The 16,878-nt window shown below is 42.5% G+C and carries 20 protein-coding genes and 1 pseudogene; 16 read left to right on the top strand and 5 right to left on the bottom strand.

The genetic code is table 11. The features are described from left to right. The first annotated feature begins 124 nt into the window (after positions 1-124). Complete coding sequence (locus QF049_RS04285) at positions 125-718, top strand: TetR/AcrR family transcriptional regulator (protein ID WP_307535072.1); 594 nt, start codon at positions 125-127, stop codon at positions 716-718. Between the two features lie 143 nt (positions 719-861). After that, on the top strand, positions 862-1,884 hold the full coding sequence (locus QF049_RS04290) for a serine hydrolase domain-containing protein (RefSeq protein WP_307543092.1): 1,023 nt from the start codon (positions 862-864) through the stop codon (positions 1,882-1,884). Between the two features lie 85 nt (positions 1,885-1,969). On the opposite strand, the gene QF049_RS04295 is transcribed toward QF049_RS04290, so the two are convergent. Next, positions 1,970-2,950 carry a serine hydrolase domain-containing protein gene (locus tag QF049_RS04295; protein WP_307535074.1) on the bottom strand — a complete coding sequence of 327 codons (981 nt, stop codon included), beginning with the start codon at positions 2,948-2,950 and terminating at the stop codon, positions 1,970-1,972. Positions 2,951-3,062: 112 nt separating this feature from the next. On the opposite strand from QF049_RS04295, the pseudogene QF049_RS31330 reads away from it, so the two are divergent. From QF049_RS31330 to QF049_RS04330, 8 genes and pseudogenes are all read left to right on the top strand, one after another. Further along, positions 3,063-3,294: pseudogene (locus QF049_RS31330) on the top strand (DUF6809 family protein). A gap of 285 nt (positions 3,295-3,579) precedes the next feature. Beyond that, positions 3,580-4,887 (top strand): SPFH domain-containing protein, encoded by a 1,308-nt coding sequence (locus QF049_RS04300; protein ID WP_307535076.1) that lies wholly within the window; start codon positions 3,580-3,582, stop codon positions 4,885-4,887. Then, complete coding sequence (locus tag QF049_RS04305; protein ID WP_307535078.1) at positions 4,887-5,630, top strand: hypothetical protein; 744 nt, start codon at positions 4,887-4,889, stop codon at positions 5,628-5,630. The genes QF049_RS04300 and QF049_RS04305 overlap by 1 nt, the downstream gene beginning before the upstream one ends. An 18-nt stretch (positions 5,631-5,648) precedes the next feature. Beyond that, positions 5,649-6,020, top strand: a complete 372-nt coding sequence (locus QF049_RS04310) for a hypothetical protein (RefSeq protein ID WP_307535081.1) — start codon at positions 5,649-5,651, stop codon at positions 6,018-6,020. A 94-nt stretch (positions 6,021-6,114) separates the two neighbouring features. Then, on the top strand, positions 6,115-6,600 hold the full coding sequence (locus QF049_RS04315) for a hypothetical protein (protein ID WP_307535083.1): 486 nt from the start codon (positions 6,115-6,117) through the stop codon (positions 6,598-6,600). Positions 6,601-6,851: 251 nt separating this feature from the next. Beyond that, on the top strand, positions 6,852-7,958 hold the full coding sequence (locus QF049_RS04320; RefSeq protein ID WP_307535085.1) for a DUF3131 domain-containing protein: 1,107 nt from the start codon (positions 6,852-6,854) through the stop codon (positions 7,956-7,958). A gap of 16 nt (positions 7,959-7,974) precedes the next feature. Beyond that, positions 7,975-8,205, top strand: coding sequence for a glucoamylase family protein (locus QF049_RS04325; RefSeq protein ID WP_307543094.1), 231 nt, complete (start codon positions 7,975-7,977; stop codon positions 8,203-8,205). Positions 8,206-8,321: 116 nt separating this feature from the next. Further along, a complete protein-coding gene (locus tag QF049_RS04330; protein WP_307535087.1) occupies positions 8,322-8,630 on the top strand; it encodes an FAD-dependent monooxygenase in 309 nt (102 codons plus the stop codon). Here QF049_RS04330 and QF049_RS04335 read toward each other — a convergent pair. Beyond that, on the bottom strand, positions 8,516-9,379 hold the full coding sequence (locus QF049_RS04335) for a LysR family transcriptional regulator (protein ID WP_307535088.1): 864 nt from the start codon (positions 9,377-9,379) through the stop codon (positions 8,516-8,518). The two genes, QF049_RS04330 and QF049_RS04335, sit on opposite strands and share 115 nt — an antisense overlap. A gap of 162 nt (positions 9,380-9,541) precedes the next feature. On the opposite strand from QF049_RS04335, the gene QF049_RS04340 reads away from it, so the two are divergent. Continuing rightward, complete coding sequence (locus QF049_RS04340) at positions 9,542-9,904, top strand: cupin domain-containing protein (RefSeq protein WP_091029110.1); 363 nt, start codon at positions 9,542-9,544, stop codon at positions 9,902-9,904. 86 nt (positions 9,905-9,990) lie between these two features. Continuing rightward, positions 9,991-10,356, top strand: a complete 366-nt coding sequence (locus QF049_RS04345; protein WP_307535090.1) for a cupin domain-containing protein — start codon at positions 9,991-9,993, stop codon at positions 10,354-10,356. Positions 10,357-10,525: 169 nt separating this feature from the next. Here QF049_RS04345 and QF049_RS04350 read toward each other — a convergent pair whose 3' ends face one another. From QF049_RS04350 to QF049_RS04355, 3 genes are all read right to left on the bottom strand, one after another. After that, entirely contained in the window at positions 10,526-10,801 is a 276-nt protein-coding gene (locus QF049_RS04350) for a hypothetical protein (protein WP_307535093.1), read from the bottom strand. Positions 10,802-11,184: 383 nt separating this feature from the next. Next, positions 11,185-11,280: a MerR family DNA-binding transcriptional regulator gene (locus tag QF049_RS31335; RefSeq protein WP_366344209.1), complete on the bottom strand. Its 96-nt coding sequence runs from the start codon at positions 11,278-11,280 to the stop codon at positions 11,185-11,187. A 28-nt stretch (positions 11,281-11,308) separates the two neighbouring features. Beyond that, the gene (locus QF049_RS04355) at positions 11,309-11,827 is read right to left on the bottom strand and encodes a CPBP family intramembrane glutamic endopeptidase (RefSeq protein ID WP_307535095.1); all 519 of its coding nucleotides are present in this window, start codon (positions 11,825-11,827) and stop codon (positions 11,309-11,311) included. 374 nt (positions 11,828-12,201) lie between these two features. Here QF049_RS04355 and QF049_RS04360 point away from each other — a divergent pair, with 374 nt between their 5' ends. The 4 genes from QF049_RS04360 to QF049_RS04375 all read left to right on the top strand — a co-directional run bounded on the left by QF049_RS04360 (position 12,202) and on the right by QF049_RS04375 (position 16,864). Further along, a complete protein-coding gene (locus QF049_RS04360) occupies positions 12,202-13,179 on the top strand; it encodes an ABC transporter permease (RefSeq protein WP_124116319.1) in 978 nt (325 codons plus the stop codon). Positions 13,180-13,195: 16 nt separating this feature from the next. Further along, positions 13,196-14,107 carry a carbohydrate ABC transporter permease gene (locus tag QF049_RS04365; RefSeq protein WP_307535099.1) on the top strand — a complete coding sequence of 304 codons (912 nt, stop codon included), beginning with the start codon at positions 13,196-13,198 and terminating at the stop codon, positions 14,105-14,107. 38 nt (positions 14,108-14,145) lie between these two features. Continuing rightward, positions 14,146-15,756 (top strand): extracellular solute-binding protein, encoded by a 1,611-nt coding sequence (locus QF049_RS04370; RefSeq protein ID WP_307535101.1) that lies wholly within the window; start codon positions 14,146-14,148, stop codon positions 15,754-15,756. 91 nt (positions 15,757-15,847) lie between these two features. Further along, positions 15,848-16,864: a glycoside hydrolase family 130 protein gene (locus QF049_RS04375; RefSeq protein WP_124116322.1), complete on the top strand. Its 1,017-nt coding sequence runs from the start codon at positions 15,848-15,850 to the stop codon at positions 16,862-16,864. Positions 16,865-16,878: the final 14 nt, after the last annotated feature.

A 16,878-nucleotide genomic window follows, 5' to 3' on the forward strand; every position in this document is an offset into this window, starting at 1 on the left:
GGTAGTTGTATGCATGATCTTATGAATTCCTCTCCTACAGCTGTTTTTATATTTTAGTACAATGTATTAAAAAGATTATAGCACAGTGTATTACAAAAAGAGAAGTTTGTTGTATAATGTTGTCATGCCAAAAATCGTAGATCATGAAGCTCAAAGGAAAATCGTTGCTGATGCAGCAATCCGGGTCATTCAAGTGCACGGACTGGAGCATGCTACAGTTCGGAATATAGCGAAGGAAGCGGGACTTTCTGTAGGTTCCATGCGTCATTATTTTGCCACACAGGCGGAATTGTTCGCCTTTTGCATGAATCTTTTTGCAGAACGGGTACAGAAAAGGGTGGAGGCGTTACAGATGAGTGGATCTGTACTGCTGGATATGAAGAATCTGCTCTTGCAATTCCTACCGTTGGATGAAGACAGAATGATGGAAATGGAGGTCTGGTTTTCGTTTACAGCCAAATTATTGGTGTACCCCGAATTAAAAAAGTTAAGTGATCAGATGCATCAGGGGATGTATCGATCGGTTCAATGGGTGATAGAGGAGTTGCAGAAGCAGGGGATGACACATCCTGAACTGGATGCCGAGATGGAAATAGAGAAGTTATATGCTTTTGTGGATGGACTCGCCATTCATATCCTAATGCAGCCAGATAGACTTACGGTAAAACGAGTGGAACAGGTGATTGAACAGCATTTGAGCATGCTTTGTCAAACTTAATCTTACGTTGTCTGAAGAAGGGTTATTTCCTTTTATAAGGGAGTAATCCTTCTTTTTATGAAAATATGGCAGGTATGCAGGATATGACGAAGAATTAAGAATGAGAATGTAATGAATACATAGACAAGTAGGTGAACAACAAAATGTTGAATGCAGTAGAGCTAACAACAAAAGTAGAAGAAGTCATGGAACGCGTGAATTTTTCGGGTGTTGTATTACTCCAGCAAGCCGGGAAAACCCTTTTGAATATGAAACGTGGTTATGCGAATCGCAGTGAAGAGCTTGCCAATCAGGTGGATACACGGTTCGGCATTGCATCAGGATGTAAGATTTTCACGGCAGTGAGTGTATGCCAACTAATTGAAGCAGGCAAATTGTCTGCGGATTCCAAGCTTACGGATGTGTTGGATGTGGAGTTTCCACTGTGGGACGAAGGAATCACCATCCAGCAGTTGTTAACACACACGTCAGGCATTCCGGATTATTTCGATGAAGAAGTGATGGATGACTTTTCAGAATTGTGGAAAGACAGACCCGTCTACGCGATGCGGCGATTAAGTGACTTTCTGCCCATGTTTCAGCAGCTGCCAATGAAGTCTGCTCCGGGTGAACGTTTTCACTACAACAATGCGGGTTTCATTGTGCTGGGGCTTATCGTGGAACAGCATTCAGGACTGTCGTTTACAGATTATGTGGAAGAGCACATTTTCAAAAGGATTGGCATGAAGGACTCTGGTTATTTCGTAACAGATCAGCTTCCGCGTAACACAGCTTTAGGGTATATCGATCATGAAGATGGCTCTTGGAACACCAATATGTTCTCTATTCCTGTCAAAGGTGGATCAGATGGTGGAGCCTATGTTACGGCACCGGATATGATTCGGTTTTGGGATGCTTTATGGGGTCACCAATTGTTGAATGCAGAGACAACACAGCAGTTATTAACTCCACATGCTCATCAAGAGGATGAAGAGTATTATGGGCAGGGTATCTGGATTGACCGCAAAGAGGAAGACATTTTCAAATTTTATGTCATGGGGTTTGATCCAGGGGTGTCGTTCATGTCTTCCGTGTATCCGGACTATGATCTACAACTGGTTGTGGTCTCTAATCAAGAGTCTGGTCCGTATCCAATAACAATTGCTATCGAAAAAGCTTTGGCATGACGAATAAACCCTCAACCAATGGTCAGGTTATGGCCACAAGGTTGGGGGGGGCATTGGTCGAACAGGATAGAAGGACTGCCTGCGTTTATAACATTTTCCATAGCTCAGGGGCGATTAATCGAGGGAAAACATCCAGCGGAGGTTTCTCTTTCTTTCGTTTGTCATTGGTTAACACCGTAACAAGTTCGAGCTCTGGGACAATATATACATACTGACCCCCAAATCCTCGCGCGTAATAATAATGGAGATTGGGTTTGTCGTCTTCAGCAGCAATATTTTCGGAGTCAGACCTTTCGTTCGGATAGACATCCACCCACCAATGCCAAGCATAACTGCCGTAATTAGGTGGGCTGACTGTAATGAATGGCTGCGTAGAACGGGTAACGAGATGATTGGAAATGAGAGACTCCCCTTCCCACATTCCTTGCTGTAGAAAAAGCTGACCAAATTTCAGCAGATCTACGGGTAACATCTTAAGACCGAATCCGCCGGTATGTACACCTTGGGGGTCGCTTTCCCATTCATAGTCCTTAATTTCAAGTGGGTCAAAAAGATAACGCTCTGCGAACGCGGCGACGTTCATACCTGCATTTTGCATCAGAATAGCGGATAGGATCTGTGATACTCCTGAGTTGTACTCCATATGTGTACCTGGTACATGACTTAACCGTTGTTCCAACGCAAAATCCACCCAATGATCGGTACGGGTCATGCGAGGGAATGAATTTTGCCCGCCGAACTCATCCCAGTTGAATCCGGCTGTCATGGTGAGCAGTTGTTCCAGTGTAATCGCAGGTTTACGCGGGTCAGGATCGGATGTCAACTGTGGGAAAAAGGTAGAAATTGGAGCTGATGCCTCTGGCAACAAGCCTTTATCCATCGCTATACAGATGAGTGCGGACAGCACACTCTTGGTACATGAATTGATTTTTGCAATATCGGTCGCAGCCTCACGGTTGCGGTAGTGTTCGTACATAAGCTCACCGCGTACGCTTACGAGGCAGCTTCGCAGATCCAGCTGCGGAATGATATGTTGTAACTTGGATGACAGTGATGAAGGATTCATAGTGTCCTTTCTGTACGGTTGATTTGTAATAGAATTTTGTAGAAATAGGTGTCCATTATCTTAGCATACTCCCGAGCTAGGGCTCAACAATAGAAGAATTATATTACGTAACCTGAGACCAGAAGAGAATATTGTTCCTAAAGATTCGGAGTATCGATCTATTAATAAGGAAATTACAACTTATATCGAAAAATTCCAGAGAAAGCTTTCGGAGGGACTTTAAACAGTTGGAGATATTGTTTGATATGATGGATCAAATTCACTCTATACATTCAAAAGAGGCTTTTGCAAGTGGTTTCAAAATTGGGACGTTGATTAAGATCGAGAGTGGATACTCAAGCTAATATTTTGGTTTTTCACAACATGTAGTTATATAGTTAACCTCTTCCTATTTAACATTATGGAAGAGGTTTTTACTATCATGAACATGTCAATATAGGAAAAATATCATATGAAAAATGAACTATGTTAGTGCGTATTAAGGTTAGAAATGGTAAAATATCAATGCCTAAACATGGAACAAGTAGAGGAAAGATAATTAAATATAGGAAATAGTGTAGAATCAGTGTTTTAGCAAAAGAACTTTTTAGTAAATTATAGTAATCTAATACTGAATTGAGGAATTGAACATGGCGATTATTGACGTAATTAAGTACGATGGCTCACCTGATGTGTTTGCTTGGAAACATCCGGAGACTGAATTGGGAACGTGGACCCAGTTAATTGTGAATCAATCTCAACAAGCAATTCTCTTTAAGGATGGAAGAGCACTTGATATGTTTGGACCAGGAAGGCATACGCTGAGTACTGCGAATATCCCGATCTTGAACCGACTCGTTAACCTTCCGTTTGGAGGAAAGTCACCTTTTGCAGCAGAAGTCTGGTATGTCAATCAAGTTAGCGCATTAGATGTTAAATGGGGAACAGCGAATCCGATTCAGATCCAGGATCCCAAGTATAATATTATAGTTCCCGTAAGAACATTTGGACAAATGGGAATTAAAATTTCGGATTCACGAAAATTTTTGGTCAAGCTTGTGGGCACACTGCCTGAGTTTAACCAAGCTAATATGATTAATTACTTCCGCGGGCTAATTATCATGAATATTAACTCCACGTTGTCATCCTATCTAATACATAGAAAAGTTAGTGTTTTGGAGATCAATGCCTATATCGCTGAGATTTCAAGGCATTTCGCAGACACAATAGCTTCTACTTTTGAAGAATTTGGTATTGAGTTGATCAACCTCTATATTCACAACGTCAATCTGCCCGAAGAAGATCCTTCCGTCATTCGATTAAGAGAAGCGTTGGCGCGCAAAGCTGAGATGGATATTATTGGGTACACATATCAGCAAGAACGTTCGTTTGATACGCTTGAAGGTGCAGCCAAAAATGAAGGAAGCATGCAGTCAGACATCATGGGCGCAGGACTTGGTATAGGTATGGGGGTTGGTCTGGGTGGTTCTTTCAGTAGCGAGATGTCCCAGATGTCTAAAGTGATGTCGACTAAGGAAACGCCTGCAGTAAGTATATGTAAGCAGTGTCATCATCCGAATCAGGAGAACAGCTCTTTTTGCAGCAAATGTGGCAATTCATTAGCCGAAAAATCGGTAGCAACAACAGATTGCAACAATTGTGGACATGCCTTGCCAAAGGGAACCAAATTCTGTCCTAACTGTGGTGACAAATACCATGCATGTCCTTCATGTGGGGCGGATAATGCGGAGAACGCATTGGAATGTATTCAATGTCATCAACCGATGCCTAACCCATGCCCAAATTGTAACCATATGAATTCCGGTCATACAAAATTCTGTGGCAACTGTGGCACAAGCTTAAGCTTGAAATGTAGTCGGTGCCAACATGAAGTAAAACCCGGACAGAAGTTCTGTCTCGATTGCGGAAACAATCTGCAAGAAGGAGGACAGGCATAGTGATGGTAAAACGGAGCAATCTCCTGATTTTGGATGTCGTTTATTTAATATGCATGATAGTATCGTCAATCGTTTCTTTTACGCTGTTTAATCATGCGCTTCTATCGTTTTCTTTTTGGATGAATCTCGTTGCTTCTTATGTAGCGATTACGGCTATTTGGATCTACGCACGGTTCATCATGCAAAATATGGATCGGTTTAAACGATTTGTTCCAGGTTACACAGCGTTAGGTGTAGTATTGGTTATTTATCTAATTTGTGTGATGATCTACACGTTGTTAACAGGTTCAGCAGATCATGCGCTTCGTTGGTTCGTATTGTTACACACGGTAACGATTGCGATCGCAATTATTTTGTGCGGAATCATTATGATCTATATTCAGAGTGTGCGCCGTCATGAAACAGATGAACATACAAAAATCGCAAACTTACAATTAATCGAAAAAGCTTTACAGCAATTGCTTCATACCATGGTGCAACAACCTGTCCTAACTGTGGAAGAGGAGCGCAAAACCGTTCAATCATTAATTGAACTTGTAAAGTATAGTGACCCAATCACTCCGGATTCACTTGAGAAAAATGACCGCCAGATCCTGCTGGACATTGAATTGATGAACAGTGAACTTGCAAATCAGTACGAAGCAGGGGAATTGGTAAATAGTGAACGTTTTGCTTCGCAACTATCCCAGTTAAAGTTCCGTTTGAAAGAGCGCAATCAACAGATCATGACAAGCAAATCATAAATTGCAGGAGGAAACGCGGTGAAAAGATTTTTTGGAATTATATTCATTATCCTTTCGTCTCTGACGATCTTGTTATCTTTAATATTAATATCCGAGGGAACAGAAACGGCCATTATCAGTACGATAATTCTTTTTATCCCTGGGGTTATCGTATTTGTTACGGGAATTAAAATGTGTGGTCGACCTAAATCTCGTTCTAACACTGATCAATACCATCATTACGATTCTAATGATAATCAATATTACGAAGATCAGCATAATGAGAAATATGACGAGGCACCTCAAGAATCTGTAGCCGTGAATTGTTCAGGGTGTGGAGCCAAGGTAAAGGTATATCCTACTTTGTCTGCGGATTGTGAGTATTGTGGAACGACAATGAGAATTTCGTAGTTGTAGCTAACATAAATACACTTTAATAGCTTTTACAGATACCTGTAGTGTATACCGCCAGGTATAGGGTGTTGGTTTTTGGGGAGGAATCAGATTGAGGAAGTTTTTCGGGCTCATTTTTATGGTGTATGCAATTGGCATACCCATTGCTTTTTTCAATGCAGACAATCACAAAAGTGGAGATCTATTTGGCATAATTGGAGTTATTATCATTGAATTTTTATTTTTGTTTTTTGGCATTAAATTGCTTAGGAAAAAACGTGTTAAGAAAAAGCGTGGCCCGGAACGAAAGTTTTATGGGGGAGATTATGGAGGTCATCTTGATCGTGAGAATGCGAATTCGCATACTTATTCAAGTTCCAATAGCAGCACCGTGAGTTACAGCAGTCATAATACAATAAACTATACAGAGATCAATTTATCAGACAAGGAAAACGCTGAAGAAAAGGTCGAAGAAAAAGTAGAAGAGCCACAAAGGCCAGTTTCAGTAAGTTGCCCGGGGTGTGGGGCGAAGGCAAAAGTGCTTCCCAAGCAATCAACGGACTGCGAGTATTGTGGAACAACAGTTGTAGCAACTTAGAACGGTCCAGAATGGATACGAGAAAAGGATTAAGCCTGATTCATATAGAGTCAGGCTTTTATCTCCTCAATTTAGAATCTAGAACTCTGTCTTAATGTGGTCTCGATAATGAAACGTTTCGAATTTATATTTAAATATTATGTTTATGATAATCAGTAATTGTAAGCGTTTTATTTTCTTGTTTACGGAAATGGGAAATTTATGATAACATATACACGAAACGTTTCGAATCCATTTGAAGGGAGAACATCATGAAAAAAGCAAAAATATTCAGCTTCATTTTAACTTTTTGTCTGTTCGCTAATCTAGCTTTAACTCCGATGGCCTCAGCGGCTAACTCAAGCAATTTAATTGGATTTCGAGCAGAATTGAAAGCGATTGCATATAAGACCTATTTGTATTTTGAGGACTATACGGATCAGAACACTGGCTTGACTTACGATGAAGTTCGGCTCACTGAAAACGGGACAGAAGAAGCTAAAAGTACCTCGCCCACAAACATCGCCATGTATATGATGAGCACCGTTTCAGCGCAACAGTTAGGCATTATTTCAAAGAAAGAAGCTGTACATCGCCTGCAAACGACTATCAATTCCCTCGAAAAGTTAGAAAAGTGGAACGGCCTTTTCTATAACTGGTATAACACAGATGACGGTTCAGTTAAGAAAGATTGGGGACAATTTATTTCTCAAGTCGATAATGGCTGGTTATCCGCTGGTTTAATTGTTGTTGGGCAAGCCTATGAAGAACTTCATGGGGAAACAAGCAAGTTGGTTAAAAATATGAATTATACTCCGTTATATGATCCTGAAGTCGGCCAATTCCGCGGAGGTTACGATGTGGCTAAAAGCGCGTTGACGGATCACCATTATGGGATGTTTTATACAGAACCCCGTGTAGGAAGTTATATTGCTATTGGGAAAGGTGACGTTCCCCAAGATCATTGGTGGAAGATGTATCGCACATTACCTCAAGAATGGGATTGGCAAGCTCAGATTCCTCAAGGGAAATCCGTTAAGTACGATGGAGTGGATGTGTTTGAAGGAAGTTATGTATACAAGGATAAAAAGTTCGTACCAAGCTGGGGAGGTAGCATGTTTGAAGCTCTTATGCCCGGTATGGTCATAAAGGAAAAAGAGTTGGGTACTCAAGCTTTGGGATTGAACAACCAGCGTCATGTCGAATTGCAGATCGAATACGCCAAAGAAAAAGGCTATGCCGCATGGGGCTTTTCACCTTCTGCAACTCCGGCAGGTTACAGTGAGTTTGCAGCAACGCCGTTAGGTACCTCAGGTTACAAAGATGGAGCAACGGTAACAGCACACGCAACATTGCCTTGCCCTGGATTATGCCCCTGAAGCTGTTCGAAAGAACATTAAAGCTTTAAAAAACTTCAAAATGTTTGGCAAGTATGGGTTCTATGACTCAGTCAATGTTGAAACGGGAGAACTTGCAAAAGCTTATCTGGCACTGGATCAAGGGATGATTATGGTGTCGATCGCCAACTATCTTCAAGATGGCGTTATACGCGATTATTTTCACAGTGATGTGATAGGGCAGACGCCAGAAGAATTATTGAAAAAAGAAGTTTTTTCCATTCAATAAAGGGTTGCTTTAGATTAGAGCAAGTTCACTAACGAAATGGGATGAAGATAAAAAGATGGGCGGAACGAAGCAGGGTATCAGCATGCTTCGTTCCGTTTTTGCGTTTACCATTAATAATGAAGTCGTATCGTTTAGATTATGGAATTTACGTTACAGGTAGTGGTGAAGACAGGGTGATCCCCCGATCACCGACGGTGTATCCGGAAAAAGAAAAGGTATTGTACAACCTCGGCTGGAAGCTGGCGGCCATCCTACACGGAGCGGACGCCGCCTTACTCGAAACGTACAATGAGGAGCGCCGTGCAGTGGCTCAATCAGTGATGCCCACTAGCTCCATAAATTGTGAGAGAGCACTTGTCATGTACGAGTCACGTCGTCTTATAAACATCGTGGGCACTTTTCCATACGATTCTGGTAATGGATGACAGCTAATTTTCCCCTGCGCTATGCGTGATTCAACCATAGACACGGGTAAAACAGTGACTCCTAGCCCGTTCTCGACACATTTAAGGACACCCTCTAGTGTGCCATATTCCATGACCTTCATAGAAGCATAACCATTGTCCTCTAGCCACCGCTGCCAACGTCCCAAATAGATGCAATGGGCGAAAGACGAAAGCAGTGGTTCATGTAAAATCGATTCTAATTGAAAGGCCTCGGGAGAGAAACTCGTAATCAAAACTAGAGATTCTTCAAAGACAGGGTATTCAACAATCTCCGGATGAAGAATTGGTCCATCCACAAATGCACCGTCTACCTTATATTCGAGAATGGTACTTACTTGATCTACGGTAGGTGCCATATATAAGCTTAATTCTACTTGTGGAAATTTCTTGTGATATTGTGTGAAGATCAATGGCAATCGTGTAGAAGCAGTTGACTCCATAGCTCCAATGCGCAAGGTTCCCCGCGGGGCAGATGAAAGCTTAACTGCCTCAATCGCTTCCTCGAAATCATAAAGCAACTTGTTTACATGCGGCAACAGCTCACGTCCTGCAGGCGTTAAGGATACCTTCTTATGATATCGATATAACAGAGGAACGCCCAATTCTTGCTCAAGACGTTGTATTCGTGCAGTAACGTTGGACTGTACATAATTCAATTTCTCAGCAGCCTTGGTGATGCTTTGTTCAATGGCTACTGCCTTAAACACTTCCAAAGACCTAATATCCAAAACAGCCCTCTCCTTTTGCATCACATATTATGATGATCTATATACTTTTATTTGATTTTACGTGATGCATCATAGGATGTAAACTTAATGAATCAGAGGGATTAACACCATTGCGAATGGGTTGATTATCTCGTTATCGGATAATGAGGAGGGAATCTCATGATGATTTCAAAGATCAATATACAAGATAAATTTATGCGAATCCATGATTATTTTAATCCCAGAATAAGTGGAGAGCTGAATGACTCTTACGTAAAAATGGTGAAGATAAAGGGAGAATTCATTTGGCATCACCATGATCACGAGGACGAAATGTTCTTTGTATGGAAAGGGAGACTACTCATCCGATTGAGAGACGGTGAAATAGCTGTTAACGAAGGAGAGTTTGTGATTATACCTAAAGGTATTGAACATCAGCCAATTGCTGAAGATGAGGTCCATTTATTATTAATCGAACCAAAAACTACACTAAATACAGGAAATATAGTGAATGAACGAACCGTTTCAATCCCTCAACGGATTTGATGAACCGCCGCTTATACATGAATTATTTATGGTTATTTTGAATCAATAGTCTAGCCTTAAAGCCTCAATAAAAAGGAGTGTTTAATATGAGATACCAGCCTATTAATTTTAATGAGAAATTATCTAAGTTCAATGAACATTGGTCTCCGAAAGTTATTGGTGAAATGAATGACTACCAGTTTAAATTGGTTAAAATCGAAGGGGATTTTGTATGGCACGATCATCAAGATACCGATGAGGTGTTTATCGTGATCAAAGGGGAGATGTTTGTCTATTTCCGCGATGGCCAAGTAAAGATTTCCGAAGGTGAGATGTTCATTGTACCGAGAGGAGTCGAACACAAAACGTTTGCACACCAGGAATGTCATATCATGATGGTAGAGCCCAGGGGAGTAGTAAATACTGGGGAAACCGAGTCGGAATTAACAGCAGTCAATGATATTTGGATATAATGAAGTTGATGAAACAACACAAACATACTGGCAGGATACAATAATATTTTTCCATTGAAAGTCGCTTAGATAGCGGCTTTTTTTTATTTTATCCCTATTCACTTGCCAGGAATTTGGATACATCATTCACAATAAAGGGTACCCGTAACCTCTAGATTTTTATTGGTAGTTATCGAGATCCTTTAGAAGATTTCTTCTTCGTATTTAATACCTCAAATGCTTCTGTCAAAAAATCCATGGTATGTTTAGGTATCAACGACTCATAGGGTTTTACGTTTCTATAAAGTTCTTCGTTCTTTTCTTCGTTATTGAGAATCAGATGATTTAATTGGGTATTTGCAATAATGTCTTTCAACTGTTGCTGTATGGAAGGATGATCTGGTTTAAGATCGTGTATGGTAGCTCGATGGACAAGCAATACCAAATTGTATAATTGTTCATCCAAGCAGTTTGCTTAGAGATATCCTCTGGGAACACCTTTTCAATAATATCCGTAGAAACATACTTTTGAAACAGCTTTTTTTGGTCCTCCTCAACATGCATCGAGTTCATAAGTAGCATGAGCAATTCTGAATTTAATTCATTGAATTGATCTTTTTCCTTTAACAGTTTTATTCGTTTAATTAATGCTAAAGAACAATCAATAGCTTTTCTCCTATGTTTAAGGGATTGTTCTTGAACTCTAATTATTTCATCAAAATAATATTGTGGATCTTCAAAACCGGCTTTAATCTCGTTTAATGAAAGTCCTAGACTTTGAAATAATTGAATTTCATGCAGCCTTTTAAAATCTTCATTTATATATACATAATGATCATTTTCGTTCTTTTATGAGGGAACCAATATGCCAAGTTGTCGATAATGTCTTAACGTACGAACTGTTGTGTCCGCCAGCTTTGCAAATTTACTCACTGTTAATCGCATCTAACTTCCCTCTTTTCAATTCAAATAATCAGTTCTTGTATTTTCGTGCCAGAATAATTCCAACAGAAATATTATAAGTGACATGGGCAAGGATTGGGGGAATTAACGACCCCGTAAAATAAAAGAGTAGAGCAAAAATCAAACCATTTACAAACACAACTATAAGGACACCTGTAGCTCCTTTATATTGAGGAACATGTATTATCCAGAATAGAAAAGTGTTTATTAGAATGACGAGCCAATCCACGAACAAAGAATATCCAATAAATAATCCGATCAGGACACCTCTAAAAAAGAATTCTTCAAATATACCACCTATCGCCGTTAAAGCTATACCACTTGGTTGGATCATTATTTTTTTAATCATATCTGACCCCTCGGTTTTAGGGAGTTCTGTTCTTGTTCTGATAAATGTAATTAGAAATGGCAACATTTCTCCCCACTTAAATAAACCAATAAAAATAAATCCAATAAATAGAAAAGCTGATTGCGTTAGTAATGCGATCAACAGTATTTTGTAATGTTCCTTTGCATGGGTCTCAGACATAATGAAAACTCCTTTATCACATTTTTTTCATTGTAGATTGTGACGTAGCGTCCTCCGCAACAGCTTTTTTTTATCAAAGTATTGATCAGTTACTCATAACAAACGTTGAATTCTTGCTCGGTGATCACAATATGTTTCTTTTGCAACGTGGAGGAGGTTCGTAATTCACATATGTACAGCCTTGCTCCATCTGCAACCATCCACATCAGGGTTGGACGAAAAGTACCGCAGTAGCGCGGTTTTACCCACCCTATTCGTGACAATGCAGAACCTACATATTTACCGTGTCATCGTCGTTTCACTATACTTCGAATTGTAAGCGTTACCAAAAAGGGAGTCAGCAAGAATGCAAAGCAGCAACATAACCGTAGCTAATGAAAGACATAGAAAGGAGTGAGAGAGTGAAGGAGAGTCACACAGTAGTATCCGTAAATCCTTCATTGAAGAAGAACTCCCTTGGCAAGAGAATTTGGAAAAACTGGGAGCTTTATCTGTTCATGCTTCCCGCGTTGTTGTATTTCCTTATTTTTCATTATGGTCCGATGTACGGCATTCAGATTGCTTTTAAGAATTTCGTACCTTCAAAAGGAATTACAGGCAGCGAATGGGTTGGTTTTGACCATTTTGAACGGTTCTTCAATTCTTATTTTTTCTGGGATCTGCTCTGGAACACATTCAGTATCAGCTTCTATGAACTTGCCATCGGATTTCCGCTGCCTATCATATTGGCGCTGGCCTTCAATGAAGTCCGCAACGGCCCGTTCAAGAAATCGGTCCAGACGGTCACCTATGCACCCCATTTCATTTCTGTAGTTGTCATGGCAGGTATGATCATTACCTTTTTATCACCCTCAAGCGGAATGATTGTCAGGTTCATCGAATTCATTGGTCTTGAACCAGCACAGTTTCTGACTGATCCTGCATGGTTCAAGACGGTGTATGTATTCTCCGGCGTCTGGCAGAGCACCGGGTGGGGAACCATTATTTATCTCGCAGCCCTGTCTGGCGTAGATCCCCAGCTCCATGAAGCAGCCATTATGGATGGAGCAAGCCGAATTAAACGGGTGCTTCATATCAATCTGCCGACGATATTACCCACGATTACGATCATGCTGATTTTAAATATGGGTAATATACTGGGCCTTGGCTTCGAGAAGATTCTGCTGCTGCAGAATTCACTCAATATGGAAGCTTCCGATGTAATATCCACCTATGTATACCGCGCCGGTCTGGTGAACGCCCAGTATAGCTTCTCAACGGCTGTGGGATTATTCAACTCGGTAGTCAACGTTATTTTGCTTGTTACGGTCAACCAGATCGCCAAACGCACCAGTGAGAACAGCCTCTGGTAGAAAGGAGTTGAAGTCTATGGTTACTGCGATGAAAGAATCCAGGGGGGACAAGCTTTTTCTGATCAGCACTTATATTTATTTAGGTCTTTCACTGCTGGTTGTTCTCTATCCGCTCATCTATATTCTCAGCGCTTCAATCAGTTCGCCGCAGGATGTCAATTCGGGAGCGATGTGGTTGTTTCCGAAGAATGTAACACTGGACGGCTACAAGCTTGTATTTGAAAACCCGAAGATATGGAGTGGTTACTGGAACACCATTATTTACACAGTTGTGGGCACTCTACTCAATCTCGCCGTCACTCTACCGGCCTCGTATGCGCTCAGCAGATCTGATTTTGTCGGGCGCCAGTTGTTCATGGGCCTCATTCTGTTCACGATGTTCTTCAGTGGCGGAATAGTGCCGACGTATCTGCTGGTTAAGAACCTTGGACTCATGAACAGCATATGGGCATTGATTCTGCCGGTGGCCGCTTCGGTCTGGAATATCGTCGTGGCCCGCACTTTTTTTCAGACGACCATTCCGAAAGAACTTCAGGAAGCAGCGCACATTGACGGCTGTACGAATCTAAAGCTGTTCATTCGCATTGTTCTGCCGCTGTCGGCACCGATTGTAGCCGTTATGGCCCTGTTCTATGGGGTTAGCCACTGGAACAGTTACTTCCCGTCCCTGATCTATTTAAATGATGAAGCGAAGTATCCGCTGCAGATGGTTCTGCGTCAGATCCTTGTTCTTCAGGAAATGACAGCGGAAACGACGGGCTCATCCATCAACGGCGAGGTGGCGACCGCCATGAATAATAAGGCAGAAACGGCATCCCTGATTAAATATGGAGTCATTGTTGTCTCCACACTGCCCATCGTGGCAATTTATCCGTTCCTACAGCGCTACTTTGTCCAAGGGGTCATGATAGGTTCTGTTAAAGGCTAAACAGTTAAAATGTGATGAAATCAAGGGAGGAATTATAAATGCCAACCACAAGCAAGCCATGGAAGCTGCTGCTGTCTTCGGCTTTAGTTATTACATTACTGGCAGGCTGCAGCAGTTCAAACGAAGGTGAAGCGAACAACAATCTCGGAAAAGTCGCTGTGAACAATGAAGGTTTCCCGATTGTTAATGAACCCGTTACTCTGTCGCTTATGGCACCAGATGTAGGGATTCAGAACTGGGAGAACATGGCGGTGCTTCAGCAGATGCAGGAGAAGACCGGTATTACGCTGGAATACAAGAACGCACCGAAGGATAGCTTCGAAACGAAGAAAAATCTGGTGCTCGCCAGTGGGGATTACCCGGATATCCTCTATGCTGCCGGTTTGACAACTGCAGAGCAGATGAATTACGGAGAGCAGGGTATCCTCATTCCACTGGAGGATCTGATTGAAGAGTATGCTCCGAATTTTAAGGCGCTGTTGGAGGAGAATCCAGATGTCCGCAAATCGATCACTGCACCGGACGGGCATATCTATTCCTTGCCAGTAGTAGAACTTAGCCAGCACTGGTACCGCAATCCGATGTGGTATAACGGGGACTTTCTAAAGGCGCTGAATATCGATAAACTCCCTGAAACGACAGAGGAGCTGTATACCTATCTGAAGCGTGTGAAAGAGGAAGATCCCAACGGCAATGGCATAGCCGATGAAATTCCGATTTCCTCGGTGACAACACCCGCTGCGAACCTCCGCGATATCCGCACATGGCTGCTGGGTGCCTTCGGCATTTATGAAGAAGAAATTTATGTGGATGATGCGGACAAGGTGCATTATACACCACTTGAAGAAGGTTACAAGGAGTATTTATCTTATATGAACCGCCTGTGGTCTGAAGACTTGCTGGATCATGAGAGCTTCTCACAAACAGCGGAGCAAAAGAAGGCCAAAGCACAGAACAATCAAATCGCCCTCTTTTCGGACTGGCATGCCTACATGAGCAAAGGTGGAGAACCTTCGACGGCGGATCCGATGTTTGCACCTGTCCACAGTGAATCAGTTGCTGCTCCAGCTATTGCGAAGAATAGGGGGATTACAAGCGGCGCCTTTGCTATCACGCAGAGTAATCCTGCGCCGGAAGCCTCTATGCGCTGGGTGGATTATCTCTATTCGTATGAAGGTGCCATGTTCTTCAATAAAGGTCCAGAGGGCACTCTCTGGGAGTACACTGACAAAGATAACCGGGTCAAACGTTACTTGCCGGTACCCGATGGTAAGGAAATGGAAGATTATCGGGCAACTCTGACACCTAACTACGGCATTCCCGCTCCAACCCTGTCCATGGATGATATTAATAAGGGGCTGAAGACAGACTTTGACCTCTGGGTAGAGCAGGAGACCAAGCAGAAGCTTCTCGATAAAGGCGCACGGATTCCGTTTCCCACTCTGTTCCTTACCGTGGAAGAACAGACCGAAATCAGCAGCCTGAATTCTGATTTGAAGACATATGTGAATCAGATGGAGGCGAAATTTATCACTGGAGCCGAGCCGCTTACGGGTTGGGACAATTATGTGGCGACGGTCAAGAAAATGGGCGGAGAGCGTATGGTTGAAATCAATCAGGCTGCCTATGATCGTTGGAAATCCAACTAATCAGGTCCATGCGAAGAAAGTTGCTGTTAAAAATGAGATATAAGGATACAACGCGTCCCTGAACATTCATGCAGATGCAGGAGGAATAGACATGCAAATCACGAGACATCCGAATAATCCCATTGTTGTCCCGGGCGACTATGAATGGCGTAAGGTTACGGTTTTCAACCCTGCGGTCATCATCGATAACGGTAAATTTTATATGATTGAGCGCACTGCTGGTTCCCTAACTCCATGCAAAAATTATCTGGGTCTGCTAGAGAGTGAAGACGGGGTGAACTTTACCCACGTGAAGGATGAGCCCATTGTGACGCCAGACATGCTGGGATTCCCTTATGGTAGTGTGCAGGACCCGCGGATTGTCAAAATTGACGGAACCTTCTACCTGAACTACGCCCTTCGCCCCTGTGCCATGAGTTATTACCCTACCGGGGCAGGCGTCCCTCTTCGCTCTATTCCGGAATATCCGGACGGGTGGGGAGACGAGGAGGGACATTGGCTAACCCGGTCCTCCATTTTGAAATCAGATAATCTGCTGGATTGGGAGTATGTGGCGGACACGACACCTCTTGATATTAATGACCGGGACAACATTCTGTTCCCTGAGAAAATAGGCGGTAAATTCGTACTGCTGCGCCGCCCTGAGGAATATGTGGGAGAAGCCTACGGTACGGATAAGGCGGCCATGTGGATTACCTACTCCGAGGATCTCGTGAACTGGGAAGAACCCAAGCTGTTAGCTACCGCCCAGAACCTCTCCTGGGAATCGCGGAAGATTGGTGGCTCTACGCCCCCGATACGTACGGACAAGGGCTGGCTGGTGCTCTATCATGGCGTCGATGAGGACATTGTCTACCGTGTGGGGGCTATGCTGCTGGATTTGGAGCAGCCTGAGAAAATCATTGCCCGGACACATCATTTTATTATGGAGCCAGAGACGTATTATGAGAAATTTGGGTTCCAGATCCCAAATGTCATCTTCCCAACCGGAAATGTGGTCAAAGATGGACTGCTCTATATTTATTACGGGGTAACAGATACGGCGATAGCACTCGCAACTGTTCCGCTGGATGAGCTGGTAGAGCACATCCTTCAGGAAGGGCAGTAGCTAAATAAACCATA

The organism is Paenibacillus sp. W4I10 (assembly GCF_030816325.1).
GTDB classification, from domain to species: Bacteria; Bacillota; Bacilli; order Paenibacillales; family Paenibacillaceae; genus Paenibacillus; species Paenibacillus amylolyticus_B.